20 protein-coding genes and 1 riboswitch are annotated in these 23,634 nt (G+C 71.2%); of the genes, 4 read left to right on the top strand and 16 right to left on the bottom strand.

Going from position 1 to position 23,634, the window contains the following annotated elements; translation table 11 throughout:
- Position 1: 1 nt before the first annotated feature.
- The 5 genes from OG430_RS09035 to OG430_RS09055 form a co-directional block, all read right to left on the bottom strand.
- Positions 2 to 433 (bottom strand): roadblock/LC7 domain-containing protein, encoded by a 432-nt coding sequence (locus OG430_RS09035; protein WP_327351914.1) that lies wholly within the window; start codon positions 431 to 433, stop codon positions 2 to 4.
- Between the two features lie 98 nt (positions 434 to 531).
- Positions 532 to 2,601: an ATP-binding protein gene (locus OG430_RS09040; protein ID WP_327351915.1), complete on the bottom strand. Its 2,070-nt coding sequence runs from the start codon at positions 2,599 to 2,601 to the stop codon at positions 532 to 534.
- A gap of 400 nt (positions 2,602 to 3,001) precedes the next feature.
- Entirely contained in the window at positions 3,002 to 5,197 is a 2,196-nt protein-coding gene (locus OG430_RS09045; RefSeq protein WP_327351916.1) for a GH36-type glycosyl hydrolase domain-containing protein, read from the bottom strand.
- A 31-nt stretch (positions 5,198 to 5,228) separates the two neighbouring features.
- Positions 5,229 to 6,425, bottom strand: coding sequence for an MBL fold metallo-hydrolase (locus tag OG430_RS09050; protein ID WP_327351917.1), 1,197 nt, complete (start codon positions 6,423 to 6,425; stop codon positions 5,229 to 5,231).
- Between the two features lie 117 nt (positions 6,426 to 6,542).
- A complete protein-coding gene (locus OG430_RS09055; RefSeq protein ID WP_327351918.1) occupies positions 6,543 to 7,001 on the bottom strand; it encodes a PPOX class F420-dependent oxidoreductase in 459 nt (152 codons plus the stop codon).
- Between the two features lie 139 nt (positions 7,002 to 7,140).
- On the opposite strand from OG430_RS09055, the gene OG430_RS09060 reads away from it, so the two are divergent.
- Positions 7,141 to 7,716 (top strand): carboxymuconolactone decarboxylase family protein, encoded by a 576-nt coding sequence (locus OG430_RS09060; RefSeq protein ID WP_327351919.1) that lies wholly within the window; start codon positions 7,141 to 7,143, stop codon positions 7,714 to 7,716.
- A gap of 8 nt (positions 7,717 to 7,724) precedes the next feature.
- Here OG430_RS09060 and OG430_RS09065 read toward each other — a convergent pair whose 3' ends face one another.
- Complete coding sequence (locus tag OG430_RS09065; RefSeq protein ID WP_327351920.1) at positions 7,725 to 9,038, bottom strand: hypothetical protein; 1,314 nt, start codon at positions 9,036 to 9,038, stop codon at positions 7,725 to 7,727.
- Between the two features lie 129 nt (positions 9,039 to 9,167).
- On the opposite strand from OG430_RS09065, the gene OG430_RS09070 reads away from it, so the two are divergent.
- Complete coding sequence (locus OG430_RS09070; protein WP_327351921.1) at positions 9,168 to 10,349, top strand: Glu/Leu/Phe/Val dehydrogenase dimerization domain-containing protein; 1,182 nt, start codon at positions 9,168 to 9,170, stop codon at positions 10,347 to 10,349.
- Positions 10,350 to 10,454: 105 nt separating this feature from the next.
- Complete coding sequence (locus OG430_RS09075; protein WP_327351922.1) at positions 10,455 to 11,081, top strand: TetR/AcrR family transcriptional regulator; 627 nt, start codon at positions 10,455 to 10,457, stop codon at positions 11,079 to 11,081.
- A gap of 23 nt (positions 11,082 to 11,104) precedes the next feature.
- On the opposite strand, the gene OG430_RS09080 is transcribed toward OG430_RS09075, so the two are convergent.
- From OG430_RS09080 to OG430_RS09100, 5 genes are all read right to left on the bottom strand, one after another.
- Complete coding sequence (locus tag OG430_RS09080) at positions 11,105 to 11,878, bottom strand: SIMPL domain-containing protein (protein ID WP_327351923.1); 774 nt, start codon at positions 11,876 to 11,878, stop codon at positions 11,105 to 11,107.
- A 134-nt stretch (positions 11,879 to 12,012) separates the two neighbouring features.
- Entirely contained in the window at positions 12,013 to 12,378 is a 366-nt protein-coding gene (locus OG430_RS09085) for a PH domain-containing protein (RefSeq protein WP_327351924.1), read from the bottom strand.
- Positions 12,379 to 12,569: 191 nt separating this feature from the next.
- The gene (locus OG430_RS09090) at positions 12,570 to 13,349 is read right to left on the bottom strand and encodes an SGNH/GDSL hydrolase family protein (RefSeq protein WP_327351925.1); all 780 of its coding nucleotides are present in this window, start codon (positions 13,347 to 13,349) and stop codon (positions 12,570 to 12,572) included.
- Between the two features lie 240 nt (positions 13,350 to 13,589).
- A complete protein-coding gene (locus OG430_RS09095; protein ID WP_327351926.1) occupies positions 13,590 to 14,471 on the bottom strand; it encodes a M23 family metallopeptidase in 882 nt (293 codons plus the stop codon).
- A 2-nt stretch (positions 14,472 to 14,473) separates the two neighbouring features.
- Positions 14,474 to 14,634, bottom strand: a riboswitch (cyclic di-AMP (ydaO/yuaA leader).
- Positions 14,635 to 14,975: 341 nt separating this feature from the next.
- Complete coding sequence (locus OG430_RS09100) at positions 14,976 to 17,096, bottom strand: alpha-galactosidase (protein ID WP_327351927.1); 2,121 nt, start codon at positions 17,094 to 17,096, stop codon at positions 14,976 to 14,978.
- Positions 17,097 to 17,355: 259 nt separating this feature from the next.
- On the opposite strand from OG430_RS09100, the gene OG430_RS09105 reads away from it, so the two are divergent.
- Positions 17,356 to 18,153: a tyrosine-protein phosphatase gene (locus OG430_RS09105; RefSeq protein WP_327351928.1), complete on the top strand. Its 798-nt coding sequence runs from the start codon at positions 17,356 to 17,358 to the stop codon at positions 18,151 to 18,153.
- Positions 18,154 to 18,168: 15 nt separating this feature from the next.
- Here the strand turns inward: OG430_RS09105 and OG430_RS09110 are convergent, their stop codons facing one another.
- From OG430_RS09110 to ispG, 5 genes are all read right to left on the bottom strand, one after another.
- Positions 18,169 to 18,285 (bottom strand): DUF6126 family protein, encoded by a 117-nt coding sequence (locus tag OG430_RS09110; protein ID WP_327359009.1) that lies wholly within the window; start codon positions 18,283 to 18,285, stop codon positions 18,169 to 18,171.
- A gap of 65 nt (positions 18,286 to 18,350) precedes the next feature.
- On the bottom strand, positions 18,351 to 18,950 hold the full coding sequence (locus tag OG430_RS09115) for a helix-turn-helix domain-containing protein (RefSeq protein ID WP_327351929.1): 600 nt from the start codon (positions 18,948 to 18,950) through the stop codon (positions 18,351 to 18,353).
- 96 nt (positions 18,951 to 19,046) lie between these two features.
- Complete coding sequence (locus OG430_RS09120) at positions 19,047 to 20,444, bottom strand: aspartate aminotransferase family protein (RefSeq protein ID WP_327351930.1); 1,398 nt, start codon at positions 20,442 to 20,444, stop codon at positions 19,047 to 19,049.
- A complete protein-coding gene (gene dxs, locus OG430_RS09125; RefSeq protein WP_327351931.1) occupies positions 20,441 to 22,363 on the bottom strand; it encodes a 1-deoxy-D-xylulose-5-phosphate synthase in 1,923 nt (640 codons plus the stop codon). Before dxs ends, OG430_RS09120 begins: the two co-directional genes overlap by 4 nt.
- A 69-nt stretch (positions 22,364 to 22,432) precedes the next feature.
- Positions 22,433 to 23,620 (bottom strand): flavodoxin-dependent (E)-4-hydroxy-3-methylbut-2-enyl-diphosphate synthase, encoded by a 1,188-nt coding sequence (gene ispG, locus OG430_RS09130; protein WP_327351932.1) that lies wholly within the window; start codon positions 23,618 to 23,620, stop codon positions 22,433 to 22,435.
- Between the last annotated feature and the right edge of the window lie 14 nt (positions 23,621 to 23,634).

Below are 23,634 nucleotides of genomic sequence, written 5' to 3' on the forward strand. Positions count from 1 at the left end.
CTCAGGGCCTCAGCGCCGTCGGCTCCGCGGCTTGTCGGGCCGGGGTGATCAGATACGGCCGTACGCTCTTGACCAGCATCGCCATCTCGTAGCCGAGGACGGCGGCGTCCGCGTCGCGCCCGGCGAGCACGGCGAGGCAGGTGCCGGAGCCCGCGGTGGAGACGAAGAGCAGCGTGGACGCGAGTTCCACCACTACCTGGCGGACCTCGCCGCCGTCCCCGAAGCGGGCGCCGGCGCTTCTGCCGAGCGAGTAGAGCCCGGAGGCGAGCGCGGCCATGTGGTCGGCGCTGTCCGGGTCTAGGCCGTGGACCGATTTGACCAGTCCGTCGGAGGAGAGCAGCACCGCACTGCGGGTGTGCGGCACGCGTTGCACCAGGCCGCTCAACAGCCAGTCGAGGTCGGAGACATGGCCGGTCGGTACTTCGCTCGCCATGGTGGTCGGCTCCTTGGGGTACGGGGGTCATGCGTGGGGGTGTCGGTGGTACGGGGCTCCGGCCGAGGTCAGCGGCCGGAGCTGCCGGGCGGGTGGGGTCAGCCGGCCGGACTGCGGCCCTCCCGCCGGGAGTTGTCGTCGAGGTCGTGGTGGCGGTCGTGCCCACCGTTCTGCTCGCTGTCGTGGTCCGGGTCGCCATGTGCCTCGGCGAGGCCGATGCCGCGCTGGAAGGCCGCCATCAGGCCGGGGTCGTGGCCCACGAGGTGGCCGTTGTCCGGTGCGGGTGCGGCGGGTGCGTCGCGCAGTTGGGGCACCAGGTGTTCCTGGGCGCGTCGCTTGGGCAGTTGGGGCCGGCCCATGGTGCCGCGTACGGATCCGCCCGATCCTCCGGAGGTGGGGGCCGCGCTGTGCTCGGCGGCCACGGACCGCTCCTCGGGGCGGATCCCGGGCAGGGCCTCCGCCGGGTTGGGCCGCTCCTCGTGCGTCGCCCGTACGGGCAACGGGGTTGCGGCGGCGATGCCGGCCGCGTCGTCGGGTCCCGGTTGCAGCGGCACATGGGCCATCGAGGCGGTGGCCTGTGCGGTGAGGCCCGCGTTGCCTGCGGTGCTCGCGTGGCCCGCGGTGCTCGCATGGCCCGCGTGGCCGGTGTGGCTCGCATGACCCGCGTTGCTCGCGTGGCCCGCGTGACCGGTGTGCGTCGCATGGCCGGTGTGGCTCGTGTGCAGGGTGAGGGCCGGGGCCTCCGCCCTGCGCGGCAGGACCGGCGCCTGGTCTGGCGCGCTTGCCATCGCGACGGCGCCGTTCGTGGCGCCGGATCCGGCCGGGACCGCGACGGGGACCCGGCCCGCCACCGGGGCGGCGGCGACCGCGGGGACCTGTGCGCCTTGCTGCGCCTGCTGGCCCTGCTGCGACTGCTGGGATTGCGGTGCGTCTGCGGCCTGTTGGCCCTGCTGCGGCTGCGGCTCGGAGCCGAGCAGGCCCTGGGGCAGCACGATCACGGCCTGGATGCCGCCGTAGATGTTCGTCTGCAGCCGCACCGCGACGCCGTGCCTGCGGGCGAGCGCGGAGACCACGAAGAGGCCGATCCGCCCGTCGGAGAGCAGGCTGGCGACGTTGACCTGGTCGGGGTCGGAGAGCAGGGAGTTCATCTTGTTCTGCTCGGTGACCGGCATGCCGAGTCCGCGGTCCTCGACCTCCACGGCGAGGCCCGCGGTGACATGGCTTGCCCGCAGCAGCACCTGGGTGTGCGGGGCGGAGAACACCGTGGCGTTCTCGACGAGTTCGGCGAGGAGGTGGATGACGTCGGCGACGGCGTGCCCGCGCAGGGTCCCGTCGATCGGCGGCACCAGCTTGACCCGCGAGTACTGCTCGACCTCGGCGATCGAGGAGCGCAGCACCTCGGTCATGGTGACCGGGTGGGACCACTGCCTGCGCGAGATCGCGCCGCCGAGGACGGCGAGGTTCTCGGCGTGCCGGCGGATGCGGGTGGCGAGGTGGTCGACGTGGAAGAGGCCCTTGAGCAGCTCCGGGTCCTCCACCTCGTTCTCCAGCTCGTCCAGGAGCTGGATCTCGCGGTGCACCAGGGACTGCAGCCTGCGGGCCAGATTGACGAAGACCTCGACCTTCTGCTCGCTGCCCGCGTGGCTGGACAGCTGCGAGGCCTGCACGACGGAGGCGACGGCCATGTCGTGCGCGCGGTTCAACTCCTCGGCGAGCAGGTCGAATTCGTCGCCCGACGGGGCCGGCTGTGTGGGCGTACGGCGTGCGGGCAGGCTCTCGCCGCGGCGCAGCTGCTCGACGAGTCCGCGCAGGTCGGACTGGCCGCGCGCGCTCGTTCTGCGCAGGGACGTGAGCCGGTCGAGGGTGGCGCGCGCGGTGCGGTCGGCGCTGATGGCGGCCGCCGCGATGCCGGCGACGGCGACGGCGCCCGCGCCGGCGAGGACGGACCAGAGCTCGGGTGTGGGGGCGAGGTGCGCGGAGCGGAGGGTGAACAGGACGGCGGCCGACCCGCACAGGGCGACGGCGACCGCGGGCAGGACCGCGGTGCGCAGCAGCTGCCGGCGTATGTGGGTCTCGGGCAGCGGCGAGGCGTTGCGGGGTCCCGGCCTGCCGTGCCGCCCGCCCTCACGGCGGTCTGCGCGTGCGGCCGGTTCGCGAAGGTGAGACATCAGCTTCCTCGAGTGGGGTTCCCTCGCCGGAGGCGGTGGGGAATGGGTGCGTGGGGCTCCAGCGGATCGGCGTACGACTCTTTTGACAGGTTCTGACAGATTTTGCGTACGGGGCGTGCTTGTCCGTGCCGATTCGCGGCGAGGCGCCGGATGCACCCCTGCGTTGATCGACGAGCACACACCGTAGTCGCCAACGCAACAGGTTCGGTGGGCAGTTGACAAAGTCCAGCGAGCTGCGTCCCGCTCTGGTATGAGGCCTCGCACTGCCGAACGAATGCCAGGTCGGACGGGTGTTCGCGTACGTCGCCTACGGGTGTTGCCGTACGTTGCCGACAGGTGTGCCGCTACGCCAATCCGGGCCGCATGGCGACCGTTCCGGACTGCGGGCGCCCCGCCCCGGTCACACCCAGTCGATGTCGCCGGGTCCGCCGCGCACGCTCCCGCGTGCCGTGACGACCTCGGTCTCCCCCAGCGTCCGCAGTCGCCCGGAGCCGTCGGGCCGTACGGTCAGGACCGGACTGTCGAACCCGGCGCCGCCGGCGGCCGCCCCGCCGACCGCGAGCCGCCCGTCGGGCCTGGGCCCGATGCCGAGCAGGCGCAGATAGCCGAACAGGGGCTGGGCGTGCGCGTGTTGGTTGGCGACCGGCCAGGCCTGCATGGCGACGCCGACCTCGGGCAGCACCCAGGTCCGGCCGGGGCGCTCCGACTCGGGCGGCAGGTAGGCGTCGGGGCCGGAGAGCGTGCCCTCCCACAGGTCGGGGTAGGCGCGGGCGTGCGCGTGCAGGGTCATGCGGCGCCATTCGTCCCAGGCCAGGTCGGGGTCGATCTCGGCGGCCGCCCAGACGAGTGTGGCGTTGATGGCGTACCAGATCCCGCCCCGGTCGGCCTCGGGCGCCGGCCACTGCAGCCGTGCGCCGAGCGGCGAGTCCTTGCGCACCAACTCGTCGATGGTGGCGAGGAGTTGGCGGGAACGGTCGGCGTCCGCGGCGCCGCACAGGATGGCCCACGGCTGCACCTCGAGCCACATGTCGTGCTCGCCGACCGGGTCGTCGCCGGGTCCGTGCGCCCGCCGGAACCACCGGCCGTTCCACTCCCCCGCTACCCGCCGGCGCAGCTGCTCGCCGTACGTCCGCGCCTCGTCGGCCGTTCCGTGGTCGCCGAGCCGGTCCGCGAGCCCCGCGTACACCGGCAACACCCAGGCGGCCATCGCGGAGTTGAGCACGGACTCGCCGCGGTCGATCATCGTCTGCCGGTCGGTGTGCACCTCGTCGAGCACCAGGTCGTTCCAGTCGGCGTTGCGGATCCGTACGTGCCCGTGCTCGCCGGTGCCGACGACGTCCTTGAAGTACCGGAACTGGCGCCGCAGATGCTCGCCGAGCGACACCTCGGGCGCCTTGTACGCGGGGTGGAAACCGGCCGGCGCGGCGAAGGCGGCCAGGTCACCGGTCGCGGCGGCGTACTCGGCGGCGAGCCACAGGGCCCACAGGTTCTGGTCGGAGGGCCGGAACAGGTCGGTGCGCGGCTGCTTGTCCGCATCGAGCGCATAGGGCAGTTCACCGTCCTCGCTCGCCCAGGCGCAGGTGTTGCGCAGCACGGACAGCGCGAGGTCCGGTTCGGTGTGGACGAGCGGCAGGGCGTGCTGCAGCGGATCACGCGCGGCGCCGTTGAAGCCGTGCCTGAAGGAGTACGCGGACCCCTGGTCGAGGGTGTGCCCGCCGAGCACGCCGTCGGCGCAGATTCCCCCGGTGAGCTGCGCGGCATGCCAGGGGATCTCGACGGCGGCCTCGGGCGCCCGGCCGGCTGCGGCGCGCGGCAGGCGGGACCGAAGGGTCTGCAGGGACTGCTCGTAGAGGGCTTGCGGGGAAGGCGTCAACTTCCCCTCTGCGATGCCGGGTTCGCGTACGCCGTCGGTCCCGTCCTCGGCCACACCGAAGCGGAACCACGCCGTGTGCCGCTGCCCCGGTGCGAGGTCGACGGGAACGGTGACGCGCAGCGGGCCCTGACTGCCCTCGGCCCGCATCTCCCCTGCCGCCCCGTCGAGCGCTTCCAGGCGAAGCGGCACACCACCTTCGTACACGGGCGGAGACTTGCGCGTCCCGATCTCGAGGTACTCCAACTGCCGCTGTCTGACGTCCCATTCCTCGGTCAGCTGCCCGCGCAGGGGCGACGCACCCTCGTTGGCCACGTCGACCCGCACCAGCACGAACGGCTGCTCCCCCTCGGGGCACAGCACCGTGCGTTCCAGGGCAGCGCCTTCGGTGCGGGCACGCGCGCGTGCGTACGTCGGTCCGAACAGCAGCTCCGTGTCCGGCTGGTCCGAGCTCAACAGGCTTGCGCCACGGGCGTCTTCGAGGGTGCTGACACCGGTGCCGCGCGGCTCCGGTTCGGTGAGCCAGCGCAGGCCACGGTGCTCGTCCCAGAGGCCGCTGCGGCCCTCGGTGTCGGCGACGAGGGTGAGCCTGCGGTTGCCGAGGTGGATCCAGCGTCTGCGGGTGGGCGGGTCGATGAAGCGGTTCCACGCCGGGTGCACGGCCCCGGCCCGGAGGGCGAACGCGGGCAGACCCTCGTCCTCGGTCCAGCTGCCGTACGAGCTCATCCGGGCCCTCCGGGGTTCGGGTCCTGCGCGGCTAGGCGACCGGCGCCGCCTCGGGCTGACCGGGCTCGCCGACCGGCTCGGACCGGGGTTTGCCAGTGTCCCCGGACGCACTGCGGGCCGCATCCGACGCGGGCGCCGCGACGCCGCGCCACCACGGCGATACCGGGAGGGTGTCCGCGGTCGGCTCGAAGGGCTGCCCGGGCTCCGGCAGCGCGACCGTCACCCCCGCGCGGCGCCCCGCGGCGAAGGTGTCCTCGCCCGGCTCGTCCCACGGGTGCGGGGCGAGGTTGAACGTGCCCCAGTGGATCGGCAGGAACGCGCCGTGCGGGCCGCCCTGCAGGTCCAGGTGCGCCTGGATGCCCTCCTGCGGCGTCATGTGGATGTCGGGCCAGAAGTCCGAGTAGGCGCCGATCTGGACCATCGTCGCGTCGAACGGTCCGTACGCCTCGCCGATGTCCTTGAAGCCGGGGAAGTAGCCGGTGTCCCCGCTGTGGAAGATGCGGTGCTCGTCGCCCGCGACGGCCCAGGAGGCCCACAGGGTGTGCTGCTGGTTGCGCAGTCCGCGGCCGCAGAAGTGGCGGGCGGGCGTGGCGGTCAGCGTGAGGCCGGCGATCTTGGTGCTCTCGTGCCAGTCCAGCTCGCGCAGCCGGTCGGCGGGCACGCCCCAGTGCTCGAGGTGGGCGCCGACGCCGAGGGGCACCGCGAAGACCGTGTCCGTACCGGCCAGGGCCTTGATGGTGGGCATGTCGAGGTGGTCGTAGTGGTCGTGCGAGATGACCACGGCGTCGACCGGGCCGAGCGCCGCGAGCGGCACCGGCACGGGGTGCAGCCGCTTCGGCCCGGCGAAGGCGAAGGGCGAGCAGCGCTCTCCCCACACGGGGTCGAACAGGATCCGCCGGCCGTCGATCTCGGCGAGCACGCTGGAGTGCCCCATCCAGGTGAGCCGCAGCCCGCTCGCCGGGGGCTTGGCGAGGTCGGCGAGGGTCGTCGGGTGCACGGGCACGGTGCCGACCGGGGCACGGCGCAGGCGCTGCTCCTTCGCGAAGTAGAGCTTGGCGAATTCGATCTTGGAGCCGACGGGCCCGACCCTGGCGCCGACGGGGTTCTGGAACGTGCCGTCGGCGAAGTTCGGCGATCTACGGATCCGCGCCAGCCGCTCGCCGCTCGGCTCGGCGCCGAAGGCGTCGGGCCGCAGCGAGCTGAGCCCTGGGAGCAGGGAACGGGTCACGGCACCTCCTGGAGGATCGGCAGGTTTTCCATTATGGGCTGGGGGTCCGACAGTGGCGTCATGGGCCGGATCCGCCCTGGTGAGACGTATCGCGGTGGACGGGGCTCATGGGGCTGCTCAGCCCTGTCCGCGCCGCTGGCCGTAGGCGCGCTCGACGTGCAGCCGGAGCACGATCCGCTGGTCGCGCACCATGGCCGCGCGGTAGTCGTCCCAGTCGGGGTGTTCGCCCCGTACGTCGCGGAACAGGGTGATCAGCTCCTCGACGGTCGCGTCGTGCGGGTCGGCGGCGACCGGGGTGAGCTCGGCGGTGGCGTCGACGACGGTGTAGTCCCAGCGGTCGTCGCTGGTGACGTGGTAGCTCGCCCGCGGGTCGCGCAGCAGGTTGCGGGTCTTGGCCCGGTCGGCCGTGATCGAGACGCGGATGATGCGCTCGTCCGGGTAGTAGTGGTGGTTCACGTTCGACAGCTGGGGGCGGCCGTCGCGCCGGAGGGTGACCAGGACCCCGCCGTCGTATTCGGAAACCAGCTTCAGCAGAGCGTCCTCGCGCGCGTCGGGTGACTCGTCGGTAGCCGTCATGACCTGCTCAACGCGGCATGCGCCCGCAGGATTCCGGTCCGTGTGAATCCGCTGGATCCGCGATGTCACATTCCCGGGTGCCGGGTCCGTCGTAGGGGTGACAAGGCAGACACAGCAGTCCTCGTACGGAGGTGGCCCCATGGCCCGCATCTCGCTCACCCCGCCCCGCACCCTCTTCTACCGGGCGATCGAGTGGTACTCGAAGCGCACCTACGGCAAGGTCATGGACCCGGCGAAGGCGACCGCGCACAACCCGAAGGTGCTGTGGAGCACGGCCCGCTTCGAGCTGTCCCTGGCCAAGTGGAACAAGCTCGACACCGACCTCAAGGCCCTCGCGGTGATGGCCTCGGCCGCGTCGATCGGCTGCTCCTGGTGCATGGACTTCGGCTACTGGGAGAACCACGAGCGCGGCATGGACCCGGCCAAGCTGCACGACGTCCCGGCCTGGCGTGACAGCGACGCGTACACGGCGCTGGAGCGGGACGTCATGGGGTACGCGGAGGGCATGACCGCGACCCCGCCCGACATCGACGACGACGTGGCCGCCCGCCTGGTCGAGCAGCTCGGCGAGCCGGCCTTCGTGGAGCTCACGACGATGGTGGCCGTGGAGAACCTGCGCTCCCGGGTCAACGCCGCACTCGGCCTGACCAGCCAGGGCTTCAAGGACTCGTGCGAGCTGCGCGGGTCCGGGTCCGAAGCGCAGTCCGCGGCCTGAGAGGGAGCTCAGAGCCGGCCGACCGGGACCGAGGCGTGGACCCAGTGCCAGTCGACGGGGGCCCACGCCTTCTTCAGGGCGGTCCGCTGCTTCGCGTACGTGCGCAGGGCGTCCTCCATCACCGTCGGGAGGTCGGCGAGGTCGTCGGGGGCGGGCACGCGCAGGATCAGGTGCTGCTTGCGGTGGAACAGCAGCAGGTCGCCGTCGGGGGCGCAGCCGGCCAGGGTGAAGGGGGTCAGGGGCTTGAAGGTCTTGGCGGCGGTGTCCAGCCGGGCACGCAGGGCGCCGCTCCTGTCCCAGGCGTACATGCCGTAGCGGTTGAGGTGGAAGGCCCGGCCGCGGTACGGGTCGCCGGCGAGGGTGAAGCAGAAGCCGGTGAAGGGGCTTTCGGTGCGCGGGTCCAGGCCCTGCAGGCGGCCGGTCATCTCGCCCTTGTCGTTGACCAGGGCGAAGACGAACGGCTGTCCCAGGTTGCCGCCGCGGTAGATCTTGGCGAAGACAGGGACGACGAACAGGTCGTCGGCCAGGGGGACGGGGCGGCCGAGGCGTGAGTCGTGCCACCCGGACAGCCGGTCCGCTCCGGCGACCAGCTCGGTCAGCGCCGGGCGCGGGCGATGCTCCCTGCCGACCGGCGAGCCCTGGTACCGGACTTGAGCCGTGAGGTCGTCGTCACCGTGGCGGGCCGGTGCGGGGTCGAGCGAGGAGATCGCCTCGATCAGCGGCCTGTTGTCCGGCGTCAAAGCACCGTCGGCGAGTCCGACGATGTTGGCGATGCGGCTGCCGTAGCCCCAGACCCCGTACTCGGCGGCCGTGCACAGCAGGCGCCCCGAGGGCGTGACGCTGATCGAGCCGGCGAAGCCGTTGCCCGCTGTGCGGTCCTCGGTCGAGGCGTAAGTGGCAAGCACTCGGCTCAGATCCGGTGCGATCAGGGTCGTACGGTCCCGGTGGGCGTTGACGGACAGCGTGCCGTCGGGCAGCACACAGAAGGTCATGTCGTCGCCGTCGGCCACGGCCGAGGCCGATCCGTCGTCGTCGGACGGGCACAGCGCACTGGCCAGGACCTCGCCGTCCGCGGAGTGCCGCGTGATGATCCGGTACCGGAAGTTCGCGACGCCCGGGTCCGGCTCGTCGTCGGCCACGCCCCAGGTGTTCCGGAGTGCGGTGGTCAACGTGTAGACGTCCCCACAGGGTGCGACCGTCACGTCGTCGACCGACGTCCGCCAACGCGGCGAGTGCGACGTCTGCGAGGACGGCGGCGTCAGGTCTATGCCGTGCGTGTCCACCAAGGCACCGGGCAGCACCGCCGGAAGCGTTTGGATCATGTCGGCCATTGTGCTCGCCCCCACTGACAGCGGGCACGCGCCCTGTGGGTCCGGCACCGCTGCACATCCTCGCGTTACTGAATAGCCAGTCAGTAGCATGGTGCCGTCCCCGCATCCTTTGGAGGCACCATGCCCGGCGCACCCCTGCTGTCCCTCACCTGGAACGACCACGTCACCGGCCACCGCGGCTTCCTGGTCGTCGACCGGCTGGTGCGTGGCGTGTCCAGCGGGGGCCTGCGCATGCGCCCGGGCTGCACCCTCGACGAAGTCGCCGGCCTCGCGCGCGGGATGACGATGAAGGAAGCCCTGCACTACGACCCGCGGGCCCGCTACATCCCGCTCGGCGGCGCGAAGGGCGGCATCGACTGCGATCCGCGCGACCCGGCGGCGTACGGGATTCTCGTGCGCTACCTGCGGGCCATGCGGCCCTACATCGAGAGCTTCTGGACCATGGGTGAGGATCTCGGGCTCACCCAGGACGTCGTCGACAGGGCGGTGGCGGAGGCCGGGCTGACCTCGTCCATCCAGGCGGTGTATCCGCTGCTCGACGACGAGAGGGAAGCCCGAGCGCGGCTGGCGGACGCGTTCGCCGTCGAGGTGGACGGCATCGGTCTGGACGAGCTGGTCGGCGGCTGCGGAGTCGCCGAGGCGGTACTCGTCGCGCTCGACCACGCGCGCGTGGAGCGCATCGGGGCCCGCGTGTCCGTGCAGGGCCTCGGCACGATGGGCGGGGCGACGGCCCGGTTCCTCCAACGGGCCGGGCTCAAGATCGTCGCCGTCGCCGACATCAAGGGGACGATCGCCAACCCGGACGGCCTGGACGTGGAGGCGCTGCTCGCCGCGCGGGACGCGTACGGCTGCGTGGACCGTTCCGTGCTGCGGCCCGGCGACCAGGAACTCGGCGACGACGCCTGGCTGGCGGCGGACGCGGAGGTGCTGGTCCCCGCCGCGGTGTCCTATGCGATCGACGCCGCCAACCAGGCGCGGATCAGGGCGCGTTGGATCGTCGAGGCCGCCAATCTGCCGGTGCTGCCGGAGGCCGAGGAGCTGCTGGCGGCCCGTGGCGTCACCGTCCTTCCGGACGTGGCCGTCAACTCCGGGACCAATGCCTGGTGGTGGTGGACGCTCTTCGGCGACGTCCCGGCCGACGCGAACGCGGCCTTCGCGCACACGCGCGGGGCGATGCGCGCCCTGGTCGGCCATCTCCTGGACCGTGCCGCCGCCGACGGCCGCACCCCGCGGGCCGCGGCGCACGCACTGGCGGCGGAGCGGCTGCCGGTCATCACGGAACGGTTCGGCACGTACCGCTGAATCTGCGGTACCGCTGAATCCTCGGTACCGCTGAGTCCCGGTACAGCCGAATCCCCGGTCGGCCCCGCCCTGCTCCGGCCGTCCGCGAGCAACTAGGGTGACGCCGTGGCACGGGTCCGGTTGAGTGTGCAGGAGCGGCGCGAAGAACTCCTTCGCGCCGCCGTCGAGCAGATCGAGGCCCGTGGCGTGGCCGCGGTCCGCATCGCCGATGTCGCCTCCTCGCTCGGCGTGAGCAACGCCCTGGTGCTCTACCACTTCGCGTCCAAGGAACGGCTCGTCGCGGCCGCCTTCACCTACGCCGCCGAGGGCGACCTGGCCCATCTGCGCAAGGTCCTGGGCCGCCGCACCACCGCCCTGCGCCGACTGCGGGCGGCGGTGCGCTGGTACGCGCCGACCGGCCAGGCCAAGGGCTGGCGGCTGTGGATCGAGGGCTGGGCCGCGGCCCAGCGCGAGCCCGCCCTGCGCGAGGTGACCCGCGACCTCGACCAGCAGTGGAAGGCCGCCCTCGCCGAGGTCATGGCCGAGGGCGCCGCCGCGGGCGAGTTCAGCTGCCCCGACCCGAGGGCGGCGGCCCTGCGCCTGACCGCCCTGCTCGACGGCCTGGCCGTGCAGACCACGGCGTACGCGGGCACGCTGACCCGGACCGCCATGCTGGAGTGGGTCGACGACGCCCTGGCCCGCGAACTCGGCCTCGACCGCGAGGCGTTGACCGGCGCGGCACACCAGGGCTGAACCGCCCGTTCAGGGCGAGACCGTCAGCACAGCTCATACACGGCAGTGACCGTCACCTGGTCCTCGACCTCCCCCGGCGCCACCGGCACGCCCTCCTTGTCGAACGCCACGGCCGGCATCGCGAGCGGGCGCGGCCGCCCGCTCTCCCCCTCGTTCAGCGACACCAGACGGCCCAGCTTGCAGCCGCTGAGCCGCGCGTACTGCACGGCCTTCTCGTGCGCGTCCAGGTGCGCGGAGCGGCGCGCCGCGGAACGCAGGCGGCTGCTGTCGGCGACGTCGAAGGCGACGGAGTGGATGCGGCCGGCGTCGCCGCTCGCGTCCATCACGGCCTGGATGACCGCGCCGGTCCGCTTGATGTCGCGGACCTGCAGCGAGAACACCTGCCCCGCCTGATATCCGGTGATCTTGGACGTGCCGGTGGTGGGGTTGTGCTCGTTGACGGCGGAGAGCGACAGGCTCTCGGTGCGTACGTCCCGCTCCGCGAGCCCCTCCTTCTTCGCGGCCGCGAGCAGCGCGTCCGCCGCGGCGTTCTGCGCCTTGAGGGCGGCCTGCGCGGTCGGCTTGGTGACCTCGACGCCGACGGTGACGACGGCCGTGTCCGGCATGGCCGTCGCACGGCCCTCGCCGGTCACGGTCACGGTCGCCGGCTTGGGCGCCTGCGCGGTCCCGGCCTGGGCGGCGGGCGAGGCCTCGGGTGCGGCGACGGCCTGCGTCGCGGCACCGGCGAGCAGGCCCCCGGCCAGGACGGCCGCGGCGAGCGACCGTGCGGCCAGGGGCGTTGAGGTGCGTACGGGCATGAGGGGTGGTCCTTCCGCTCTTAGGGCCCCTCCCCCGGTTCCCGGAGAGGCCGCGCGGTCATCCCAGCACCGGCGCCCGCCCGGGGGGCCACGCCACTCCCGCTCCGCGCCGCCTGTCACCTCACCGGGTCACCTCACCGGGCCACGAACTGCGTCAGGATCGCCTGCACCTCATAGATGTTGACGCCCTTGGTGAAGGTCTTCTCGATCGGCGTGGGGTTGCCCGATATCCAGATCTTGAGTTCCGCGTCGAGGTCGAAGTGCCCCGCGGTCTCCACCGCGAAGTGCGTGATGCTGCGGTACGGCACCGTGTGGTACTCGACCTTCTTGCCGGTGATCCCCTGCTTGTCGATGAGGACGAGGCGGCGATCGGTGAACAGCATGGTGTCGCGGATCAACACGAAGGCGGCGTAGACCTGTTCGCCCTGCCCGAGGAGGCGTGCGTACTCCTGCTGCGCCTTGCCCGGATCGATGGTGTGCGCGTTGCCGAAAAGCGCCATGACTGGCCCCCATGAGTAGACGTGTCGAAATCATCGAACTCTAACTCGATACGCCTTCGCTCCAGCTAAAGGGCAACCTCCTTACGGAGGCGACAGATCCGGCTCTCAGAGGCATCAGGAACGGCTCGCAGACCCAACAGGCCCGACGCACGAAGACATCAGGCCCGACGCACGGAGACATCAGGCCCGACTCACAGAGGCATCAGGTCCGGCCGCTTCGCCGACACGTGGTCGCCCGAAGACTCCCCGCGCAGCCGCCGCCCGATCCACGGGACCAGATACTCGCGCGCCCACTGGATGTCGTCGCGCCGCACCTCGAGCGTGCCTCGCGGCGGCAGCGGCGGCCATGCCTGGTCGGGGTCGGCCGGGATCTCCAGGCCGAGCACCTGGGCGGCGCGCAGCGCGACGCGGGTGTGGCCCTCCGCCGACAGGTGGAGGCGGTCACCGTCCCAGGCACGGCGGTCCTGGACCGAGCGCAGCGACCACAGGTCGAGGACGGGGCAGTCGTAGCGGTCGGCGATGGAGCGCACATGGGCGGTGTACGTAGCGATCTTGCCGCGCAGATGCCGCAGGACCGGAACGTTCCGGGTGTCGAAGCCGGTGGTCACGAGGACCGTGCCGACGTTCTCCTTCAGGTCGGCGACGGCCCGCTCGAAGCGGGCCGCGACGTCGTCGGGGTCGGTGCCGGGGCGAATGATGTCGTTGCCGCCGGCGCAGAAGCTCACCAGGTCGGGGGCGAGCTCCTTGGCGCGCGGGACCTGCTCCTCGACGATCTGGTCGAGGAGCTTGCCGCGCACGGCGAGGTTGGCGTAGCGGAAGGTCTGCTCGGGGTGCCGGTCGTCGAGGAGGACGGCCAGGCGGTCGGCCCAGCCGACGAAGGTGTCGCCGGGGCCCGGGTCGCCGACACCTTCGGTGAAGCTGTCGCCGACAGCCGCGTACGACTTGAACTGGGGTGTCGATTCGTCTGCCACGTCGGCATATCTTTCACCTCGTCCCGTGACCTACGCCACCGTAATAAGGGTCAACGGGGGCTTGACGGCGGGTGATATATGCCACCGATAAAGATCGAACCAAGTCGGAATACCGGGCATCAGCGCCGAACGCACCGATGGCCGGAGCCCTTTACGGGCTCCGGCCATCGGTGAAAGCACGGTCGCGATGCAGTTCGGGACGCGGCTCGGAACGCGCTCCTGAACACGGTGCGCAATGCGTCAGACGGTCACGCCGTGGCTGCGCAGGTACGCGAGCGGGTCGACGTCCGAGCCGTAGCCGGGGCCGGTGCGGACCTCGAAGTGCAGGTGCGGTCCGGTGGAGTTGCCGGTGGAGCCGGACAGGCCGATCTGGGTGCCGCCGTCGACGCTCTGCCCGGTGGCGACGTTCAGGGACGTCATGTGGGCGTACTGCGAGTAGTGGCCGTCGGCGTGCTGGATGACGACCTCGTTGCCGTACGAGCCGCTCCAGCCGGCCGAGACGACGGTGCCCTCGCCGATGGCCTTGACCGGGGTGCCGGACGGGACGACGAAGTCGGTGCCGGTGTGGTAGCCGCTGGACCACATGGCGCCGGCCGTGCGGTACGAGGTGCTGATGGGGGCCTCGACCGGGGCGGTGAAGCCGTTCGCGGCCTTGGCCTGGACGGCCTCGCCCTGCACGGCCTCGGCAGCCTTGGTGCCGGCCGCGTCGATCTGCGCCTGGCTGGCCGTGGCCCCGGTGGCGTCGGCCTTCGCCGCGGACTTCGCGGTGGCCTCGGCGGCGCCGTCGAGCTTCAGCTTCATGCCGGGGCGTATGTGCCGGGGGTCGTCGCCGACGACCTTGCGGTTGTCGGCGTACAGCTTCTTCCAGCCGCCGTCGACGTTCAGCTCGTCGGCGATCGCGGACAGCGAGTCCCCGGCGACGACGGAGTACGTCTTGGCGGCGGCCTGCGGTGCGGCGGCGGGGGCGGCCTGCTGCACCTGGGGGGCGGCGGCGGTCGCAGCATGGGCGCCGGCGGCTCCGAGCAGCGGCAGCGCGAGGGCGGCGCCTCCGGTGCCTGCGGCGGCGAATCCGCGGCTGATCCGCTGGGACTTGGGACGGCGGTGCTTACCCTTCGCGGGCATGGCGAATTCCTCTCCGGCGCCTGCGAGGTGAGCTGTCGGGTTCGGACTGGAGATGTCCGGCCGCTTTTACGCGGCTTCACCCCAAGCCTCTCCGGTGGACCGGATGCGGCATCTAACCGTGGGTCCCCCGCTCCTGCCGTACACGGGTGGGTGTGCGGAATTCCGGGCGGCGGCAGGATTGGGCGTCCGTCCGGATGCCGCAGAACGTAAACGAGCGCGGAGCGCGGAGACAAGCAATCAATTCCCGCGCAATTGCCCACCGATGATCCATTCCCGGAATTGCCGTCACACTCCGTGGATGAATGATCTTTAGTGCCGCCTTACCCCTGGAAATCGGCCCGCGAAGATCGCCACGCACGGTCACGACTATGATCCCGCTCACGGACAGAGAGCCATGAGCCTTTAGTTCCAGGCCAGTTACCACGAAGGCCCGCGTAAGCCCCTTATCCAGCGAACCACTTGAAGTTCACCAACCACCTGAAACTACCTAATCCCCCGAATCGGTCATTTACGACTGAAGCGGAAGATCGCGGCATCAAGGTCACCACGCAGCCCGGTGTGCAGCCCGTGATGGAGCAGCACCGCCCCCCGGTGCACCTCTCCCGCCCCGGCCCTGTCGCTCCTGCCGACCCTGTCCCCCACCCCGACCTGCTCGTACGTCCCCGCCGGATCGAGCCCCCGCAGCCGCAGCCGCGCCACCGGCTCCCCGTACCGCTGCGCCTGCAGCCACGCGAGGACGACGACCTCGCCCCCGTGCACGTACTGCACGGCACTGAGCCCGCCGTCCGGAGCCCGCAGCCGGTACAGCTCGCCGTGCTGCACGACGGGCCTGATCTCCTTGTAGAGGTCCACCCACTCCCGCGCCTCGGCCAGCTCCGCCTCGCTCCACCGCGTGAGATCGCCGCCCACCCCGAGCACCCCCGCCATGGCGCTCACGAAGCGGAAGCGAAGCGAGCTCACTCGGTCGTTGAGCTGCGTGTTCGGGCTGTCGGTGACCCAGGCGGCCATCACCCGGGCGGGGTGCAGCTGGCTGAAGCCGTGCTGGATGGCGAGCCGGTCCAACGGGTCGGTGTTGTCGGAGGTCCACACCTGGTCGGTCCGGGCGAGGATGCCCAGATCGATCCGGCCGCCCCCGCCCGAGCAGGACTCGAAGGCCACCCCGGGGTGCTCGGCCCGCAGCCGGTCGAGCAGCGCGTACAAGGCATGCACATGGTCATTCCAGAGCCGCTGCGGACACTCCTCGCCGGGCCAGCCCGCATCCGTGAAGCTGCGGTTGAAGTCCCATTTCACATAGTCGATCGGCGCGGACGACAACAGTGTGTGCAGCTGTTCCCACAGATAGTCCTGTACGTCGGTGCGCGCGAGGTTGAGCACCAGCTGATGCCGGAATTCGGTGCGGGTACGCCCGGGAAAGTGCTGCACCCAGTCGGGGTGCGCCCGATACAGATCACTGTCCGCGTTGACCATTTCCGGTTCGACCCAGATCCCGAACTGCATTCCCAGCCCGTGCACTTCATCGGCGAGCGGCTTCAGCCCGCCGGGAAAACGATCAGGATTCGGTGTCCAGTCGCCGAGGCCGGCCCGGTCGCTGGTGCGCCGCCCGAACCAGGCATCGTCCACCACGAACAGCTCCACACCGATGTCGGCCGCCCGCCGGGCCAGCGCCCGCTGCTGCGCCTCGGAGATGTCGAAGCCGGTGGCCTCCCAGGAGTTGTAGAGCACGGGCCGCACGTCCTGGGCGTCCGGGATCACGTGCTCCAGCTGGTAGGCGTGCCAGGCCCGGCTCGCCCCGCCGAAGCCACCCGCGCTCCACAGTCCGGCGAAGACGGGCGTGGTGAGGGACTCACCGGGCCGCAGCAGCGCCTGCCCCGAGTCGTCGTGCCCGCTCCCGCCGGCGATCTGCACCCGACCGTCCGGCAGCTGCTGCACGGCGATGCGCCATGACCCCGACCAGGCGAGGGCGCAGCCGTAGACCTCGCCGTGCTCCTCACTCGCCCCTTCCGCGTCGAGCGCGACCCAGGGCAGATGCTGATGGCTCGTGTGCCCGCGCCGACTCCCGATGATCTTCTCGCCGTACGTGAGGTCGGAGCGTACGAGCCGCGACTCGGCGGCCCACCGCCCGTGCAGCTGGGACAGCCGCCACCGCTCGCGCTCCGGCAGCGTCCAGACCGCGGAGTCCGCGCGCAGCACCTCCACGTCCGGGCCGTGGCCCAGGTGCTCCAGGACGGCGGAGCGCTCCAGCACGTCCCCGCGCATCCGGTACACCAGCGTGATCCCGAGCCGGTGCGCCGTGTCCTCGAAGCGCAGGCGCAGCTCGCCGGCCGCCACGCTCGCCGCCCCGAACTGCCACTCGGTGCCCCGCACTTCAGGCGTACGCACCGACAGCGCGGGCCGCACGAAGCGGGGCCCGCCCTCGACCGGGTACTCCTCGCGTCCGTCCAGCGGGGACTCGAACCCCCGGGCGGGCGGGCCCGGTTCGGCCGCCAGGGCCTCCGCGTCGGCGAGGGCGATGCGCGCGCCCCAGTGCAGGTGAAGCAGTTCGTCGCCGGCGCCCAGGTGGAGGGCGTAACTGCTGGTGGGCCCGGAGAGCACCCACGTACGACCGTCGCCACCGACCTCGATCACCAAGACCCCCACAGATCCGAACAGCCGCGATCAGCCACGCACAGGTGCGCACAGCCGTGAACACTCACGGCCATCTTCGGGGGCGCCCCACGGCCGGGGCAACGCCCGCGCCGCACTCTTCACCACCGCGCGCACATCCCGATGCCACCTCCGCTTTCCGGGCATGCGGACAGATGATTGCCCTGGACACCGATGTCGTATGGTCGAAGGCGCGCACCGCCGGCGAGCAAGCGCCGACGGCCTATTCGGAGGAGCCCCCGTGACGCAGCAGGTCCCGTCGACAGAACCCGAGCTGGCCGGAGTGCGCAATTTCCGTGACGTGGGCGGGCTGCCGACCGTGGACGGCCGGCGGTTGCAGGCCGGGCGGCTCTTCCGCAGTGGCCATCTGGCCCATGCCACCGCGTCCGACGCCGAGTTCCTCGGCTCGCTGGGGCTGCACACCATATTCGACTTCCGCAATGCGGCGGATCAGAAGCTCGAAGGCCCGGACGTCGAGCTGACCGGCGTACGCAATGTGAATCTGCCGCTCTCCGACCCGGCCGACGGCGCCGAGTTCTGGAAGATGGTCCGCGACGGCAACATGGACGAGCTCCGCTCGATCCTCGCCGACGGCAAGGCCGCGGACCGCATCACGTCGTCGTACCGCTCGATCATCAAGGAGCGCACCGCCGAGCACAGCCGGGTCCTGCACGCCCTCGCCGAGGACAGCGTGCCCGCCCTGATGCACTGCGCCGCCGGCAAGGACCGCGCGGGCCTGTCCATCGCGGTCACCCTGCTCGCCCTGGGCGTCGAGCGCGAGGCCATCGAGACGGACTACCTGGAGTCCAACGCCGCCCACCGCCGCTACAAGGTGAAGCGCACCAGCGACTCGCCGGAGGCCATGTCCCCCGAGGTCATGGAGCTCCTGAGCCCCCTCTTCGACGCCCGCGTCGAGTATCTGCGCGCCGCCTTCGACACGATCGAGGAGACCTGGGGCAGCGTCGACCGCTACCTCGAAGAGGGCCTGAAGGTCACGCCCGAGGTGCGCGAGCGGCTGCGCGAGAAGTTCCTCGACTAGGTTCCCCGCCCAGGCCTACTGGTTCTGCCCGCCGAGCGTGAAGAGCAGGTAGACGAAGGCCGCGAAGAGGTGTCCGACGGCGACGTACACGATCAGTCGGATGACGAGGCCCCGCGGGAACTTCTCCTCCATGTCGGTCTTCTTGTTCGCGCTCTCGGTGTCCTGGCTTGCGCTGTTCTCGTTCATGGCGTTCTCGCTCATGTCGGCTCTCCAAGACAGAGCGCGGTGGCCGGGCTCTGCAGCAGGGTGTGTACGAAAAGGAGCTCGACCCCGCTCCGGTCCGCAGCGGCGATCCGGTGCGGGGTCAGCGAGTCGAAGTGCGCGCTGTCTCCCGGTGCGAGCAGATGGGTGCTGTCGCCCAGGCGCATGCGCAACCGCCCGGTGAGGACGTACAGCCACTCCTCGCCCGGATGCACCCGCACGATGTCGCCCTGCGCGCCGTACGGCACTTGGAGGCGCAGGGCCTGCATCCCGCGGGCTGGCGCCCCGGCCTGCCAGTACGTCCAGCCGCCGGCCGCGGTGGGTTCCATGTCGGCGGCGCGCACCACGGCGTCACGGTCGGCGGGGGTCTCCCCGAGCAGCTCGGAGACCGTCGTACCGTAGATGCGCGCGAGGGCCAGCAGCATCGGAAGGGACGGCTGGCGTTGCCCGGTCTCGAGCCGCGAGAGATGCGCGGGCGACAGACCGGCGGATCGCGCGGCGGCCTCGAGCGTGAGCGAGGCGCGCCGCCGCAGCTCACGCAGCTGCGGCGCGACGGCGAGGGCGGCATCCGCCTCGGCAGGGTCGGCAGGACTCATGCCCATGATTCAGCCAGAGGTTTGCCTCAGCGGCAATTTTCTTGCCTCTGAGGCAAACCCGCGCCGGGCCGGTCAGCGATTCACCCGCCGGACCCGTCAGCGGTTGGCGACCGCCTGCTTCACCAGGGTCTTCCCGAAGTCCCACATCAGCCCGCCCCCGCTGTGGGCGTCGTCCATCACGGCGGTGAAGGCCTCGACGAAGCGGTCCACGTCCGCCTCCCCGATGGTCAGCGGCGGGATCAGCTTGATCACTTCCAGGTGGTCGCCGGACACCTGCGTCAGGATCCGGTGCTTCTGCAGCAGCGGCACGACGACCATCTGCGCGAACAGCCCCTTGCGCGCGACCTGCAGCGCGGCCCACCGGGTGCGCAGTTTCAGCGACGACGGCTTGCCGAACTCGATGCCGATCATCAGGCCGCGCCCGCGCACGTCGTGCAGCAGCTCGTACCGGTCCACGAGCGCCGCGAGCCGCGACTTCAGCAGCTCCCCCATCGCCCGCGCGTTGGCCACGACCTGCTCGTCCCGCATGACCGAGAGGACCGCGAGGCCGGCCGCCATGGCCTGGGCGTTGGAGCCGAAGCTCGCCGAGTGCACGAGCACCCGGTCCATCGACGAGTAGACCTTCTTGAAGATCCAGTCCTTGCCGAGGGTCGCCCCGACCGGCACATACCCGCCGGACAGCGCCTTGGCGACACAGACCAGATCGGGCTCGACGCCGTCCTCGTGCTGGTAGGCGTAGAAGTCGCCGGTCCGGCCGAGTCCGGTCTGTACCTCGTCGGCGATGAGCAGCGCCTTGTGCTGGTGCAGCAAGTCCTGGGCGGCGCGCAGGAATCCGGGCGGCGACTCGAGCACGCCCTTGCCCTGGATGGGCTCGACGACGAAGCCCGCCACGTCGCCCTTCTTCAACTCCCTTGCCAGCGCGTCGAGATCACCGAGCTCGATCGCGGTGTCGGGCAGCAGCGGCGCGAACCCGTCCCGGAACCCCGCCTCGCCGTTCACGGACAGCGACCCGGTGGTCAGCCCGTGGAAGGCGTGCGAGCAGTACAGGATCCTCGGCTTCCCGGTGGCGTACCGTGCGAACTTGAGCGCGGTCTCCACGGCCTCCGTACCGCTGTTGCCGAAGAAGACCCGGTCCAAGTGCGGGCTGTGGTTGAGGAGTTGCTCGGCGAGCAGACCCGGCAGCGGCTGGCAGTCGAAGCGGGTGAGGTCGGCGAGCGAGGCGTCCAGGACGTCGTGCAGGGCCTTGCGGACGACGGGGTGGTGCCGGCCGAGCCCCATCACCCCGAACCCGGCGAGCATGTCGAGGTAGTCGTTGCCCTCGGCGTCCCAGAAGTGCGCGCCCTCGGCCCGCTCGTAGACCTTGTCGAAGCCGATGGTGTGCAGCATGCGCGGCAGCTGGTGGTTGAGGTGCCGCGCATGCAGCTCATAGCGCTCGGCGCCGCGCTCGGCGAGCAGCCTGCCGAGGTCGAAGCCCTTGGACGCCTCGTCCGTCATACGTCTTTCTCCTTACGTTCCCCACGATCCGCGTTGCGTTCCCCACGTTCGGCCTTACGTGCCAACGTGGCCCCGATCCGTCCGGCGATCTCCACCGGAGTGAGCCCCAGATCGGCCAGGACTTCGCCCCGCTTGGCATGCGCCAGGAACTGTTCCGGGATGCCGAAGGTCCGCAGCGCCACGTCGACCTCCGCGTCCCGCAGCGCCTGCCCGACGGCCGAACCGACGCCCGCCGCACGGCTGTTGTCCTCCACCACGGCGACGAGCTCATGCTGCTCGGCCAGCGCCGGCAGCGCCTCGTCGACGGGCTTGACCCAGCGCGGGTCGACCACGGTGCACCCGATCCCCCGCGCCTGAAGGAGTTCGGCGGCCTGCAGACAGACGGGAGCCATGACCCCCACGGCGACCAGAAGTACCTGTGCGTCGTCGGCCCGGTGCAGCACGTCCATGCCGCCGACCCGGTCGAGGGCGGGGATCTCGGGCCCCACCGACTCTTTCGGGAAGCGGATCACCGTAGGGGCGTCGTCGACGTCCACCGCCTCCCGCAGCTGCGCGCGCAGCTGGTCCGCGTCGCGCGGGGCGGCGATGCGCAGGCCCGGCACGACCTGCAGCACGGACATGTCCCACATGCCGTTGTGCGAGGCCCCGTCCACGCCGGTCACCCCGGCCCGGTCGAGCACGAAGGTCACGCCGCTCCGGTGCAGGGCGACGTCCATGAGGAGCTGGTCGAAGGCCCGGTTGAGGAAGGTGGCGTACACGGCGACGACGGGGTGCAGTCCACCGGTGGCGAGGCCGGCCGCCGACACCGCCGCGTGCTGCTCGGCGATCCCGACGTCCCAGACCCGCTCGGGGAACTCCTCGGCGAACTTGGTGAGCCCCACCGGGTGCAGCATCGCCGCCGTGATCGCCACGACATCGGGGCGTTCCCGCCCGATCTCCGCGATCTCGTCGCCGAACACCGAGGTCCAGGAAGGCCCGTTGGACGGGGCGAGCGGCTCACACGTGAGCGGGTCCATGACCCCCACGGTGTGGAAGCGGTCGGCCTCGTCCGCAAGCGCGGGCTCGTACCCGCGCCCCTTCTCGGTCAGACAGTGCACGAGCACCGGCCCGTGGAACCGCTTGGCCCGCCGCAGCGCCGACTCGACGGCCGCGATGTCGTGCCCGTCGATCGGCCCGACGTACTTGAGCCCCAGGTCCTCGAACATGCCCTGCGGTGCGAAGGCGTCCTTGAAGCCCTTCTTCGCCCCGTGCAGCGACTCGTACAGCGGCTGCCCGATCACCGGCGTGTGCTGCAGCAGCTCCTTGCCCCAGGCCAGCACCTTCTCGTAGCCGTCGGTCGTGCGCAGCGTGGCCAGATGGTTGGCGAGACCGCCGATGGTGGGAGCGTACGACCGCTCGTTGTCATTGACGACGATGATCAGCGGCCGGTCCTTGGCGGCGGCGATGTTGTTCAGCGCCTCCCAGGCCATGCCCCCGGTGAGCGCCCCGTCCCCGATGACGGCGACGACATGGCCGGGGTCGCCCAGCACCTCGTGCGCCTTGGCGAGCCCGTCCGCCCAGCCGAGGGCGGTGGAGGCGTGGCTGTTCTCGACGATGTCGTGCTCGGACTCCTCGCGCGAGGGGTAGCCGGACAGGCCGCCCTTGCCCCGCAGCTTGGAGAAGTCCTGCCGTCCGGTGAGCAGTTTGTGGACGTAGCTCTGATGCCCGGTGTCCCACACGATCCGGTCGACCGGCGACTCGAAGACGCGGTGCAGGGCGATGGACAGCTCCACCACACCGAGGTTGGGACCGAGGTGGCCGCCGGTGCGGGCGACCGCGTGCACCAGGAACTCCCGGATCTCCTCGGCGAGTTCGGCGAGTTCGTCCTCGGTCAGCGCCTTCAGGTCGCGCGGCCCCCGAATGTTCTCCAGAATCGTCACGCTCGGGCCCCCTCCTTCTCGCTTGTACGCATCGCTTGTACGTATCGCTCGAAGCGTCAGCTCAAGGCTTCAGCTCACGACCCCGGCCGGCTCGCCGGCCGCCGTGACCACCGGTGCGCCGGAGGCGACGCCGTCCTTCTCCATCTGCTCGGCGATCTTCATGGCCTCGTCGATCAGCGTCTCCACGATCTTCGACTCGGGCACGGTCTTGATGACCTCGCCCTTGACGAAGATCTGCCCCTTGCCGTTGCCGGACGCCACGCCCAGATCGGCCTCGCGGGCCTCACCGGGACCATTCACGACACAGCCCATGACGGCCACGCGAAGCGGCACTTCCATGCCCTCCAGGCCCGCCGTCACCTCGTCGGCCAGCTTGTAGACGTCGACCTGGGCCCGCCCGCAGGACGGGCACGACACGATCTCCAGGCGCCGCTGCTTCAGGTTCAGCGACTCCAGGATCTGCAGCCCGACCTTGACCTCCTCGGCCGGCGGCGCGGACAACGAGACCCGGATGGTGTCGCCGATCCCCTCGCTCAGCAACGCCCCGAAGGCGACAGCTGACTTGATCGTGCCCTGGAACGCGGGGCCCGCCTCCGTCACCCCCAGATGCAGCGGATAGTCACAGGCGGCGGCCAGCTGCCGGTAGGCGTTGACCATGACCACCGGGTCGTTGTGCTTGACCGAGATCTTGATGTCCCTGAAGCCATGCTCCTCGAAGAGCGACGCCTCCCACAGCGCCGACTCCACGAGCGCCTCGGGCGTCGCCTTCCCGTACTTCTCCATCAGGCGCCGGTCGAGCGAGCCCGCGTTGACGCCGATCCGGATCGGCGTCCCGGCCGCCGAGGCGGCCTGCGCGATCTCCTTCACCTTGTCGTCGAACTGCTTGATGTTCCCCGGGTTCACGCGGACCGCCGCACACCCGGCGTCGATCGCCGCGAAGACGTACTTCGGCTGGAAGTGGATGTCCGCGATCACCGGGATCTGCGACTTGCGGGCGATGGTCGCCAGCGCGTCCGCGTCGTCCTGCGTGGGGCAGGCGACGCGCACGATCTGGCAGCCGGACGCGGTGAGTTCGGCGATCTGCTGCAGCGTGGCACCGATGTCGGACGTACGCGTCGTCGTCATCGACTGCACCGAGACCGGTGCGTCACCCCCCACCGCCACCGACCCGACCTGGATCTGCCGGGAGCGACGGCGCTCCGCGACGGGCCGGGCCGGCAGCTCGGGTACTCCGAGTGCGACAGGTTCCCCACTCATGTCGTCACCCGTTC

The sequence above is a fragment of the Streptomyces sp. NBC_01304 genome (assembly GCF_035975855.1).
GTDB lineage: Bacteria > Actinomycetota > Actinomycetes > Streptomycetales > Streptomycetaceae > Streptomyces.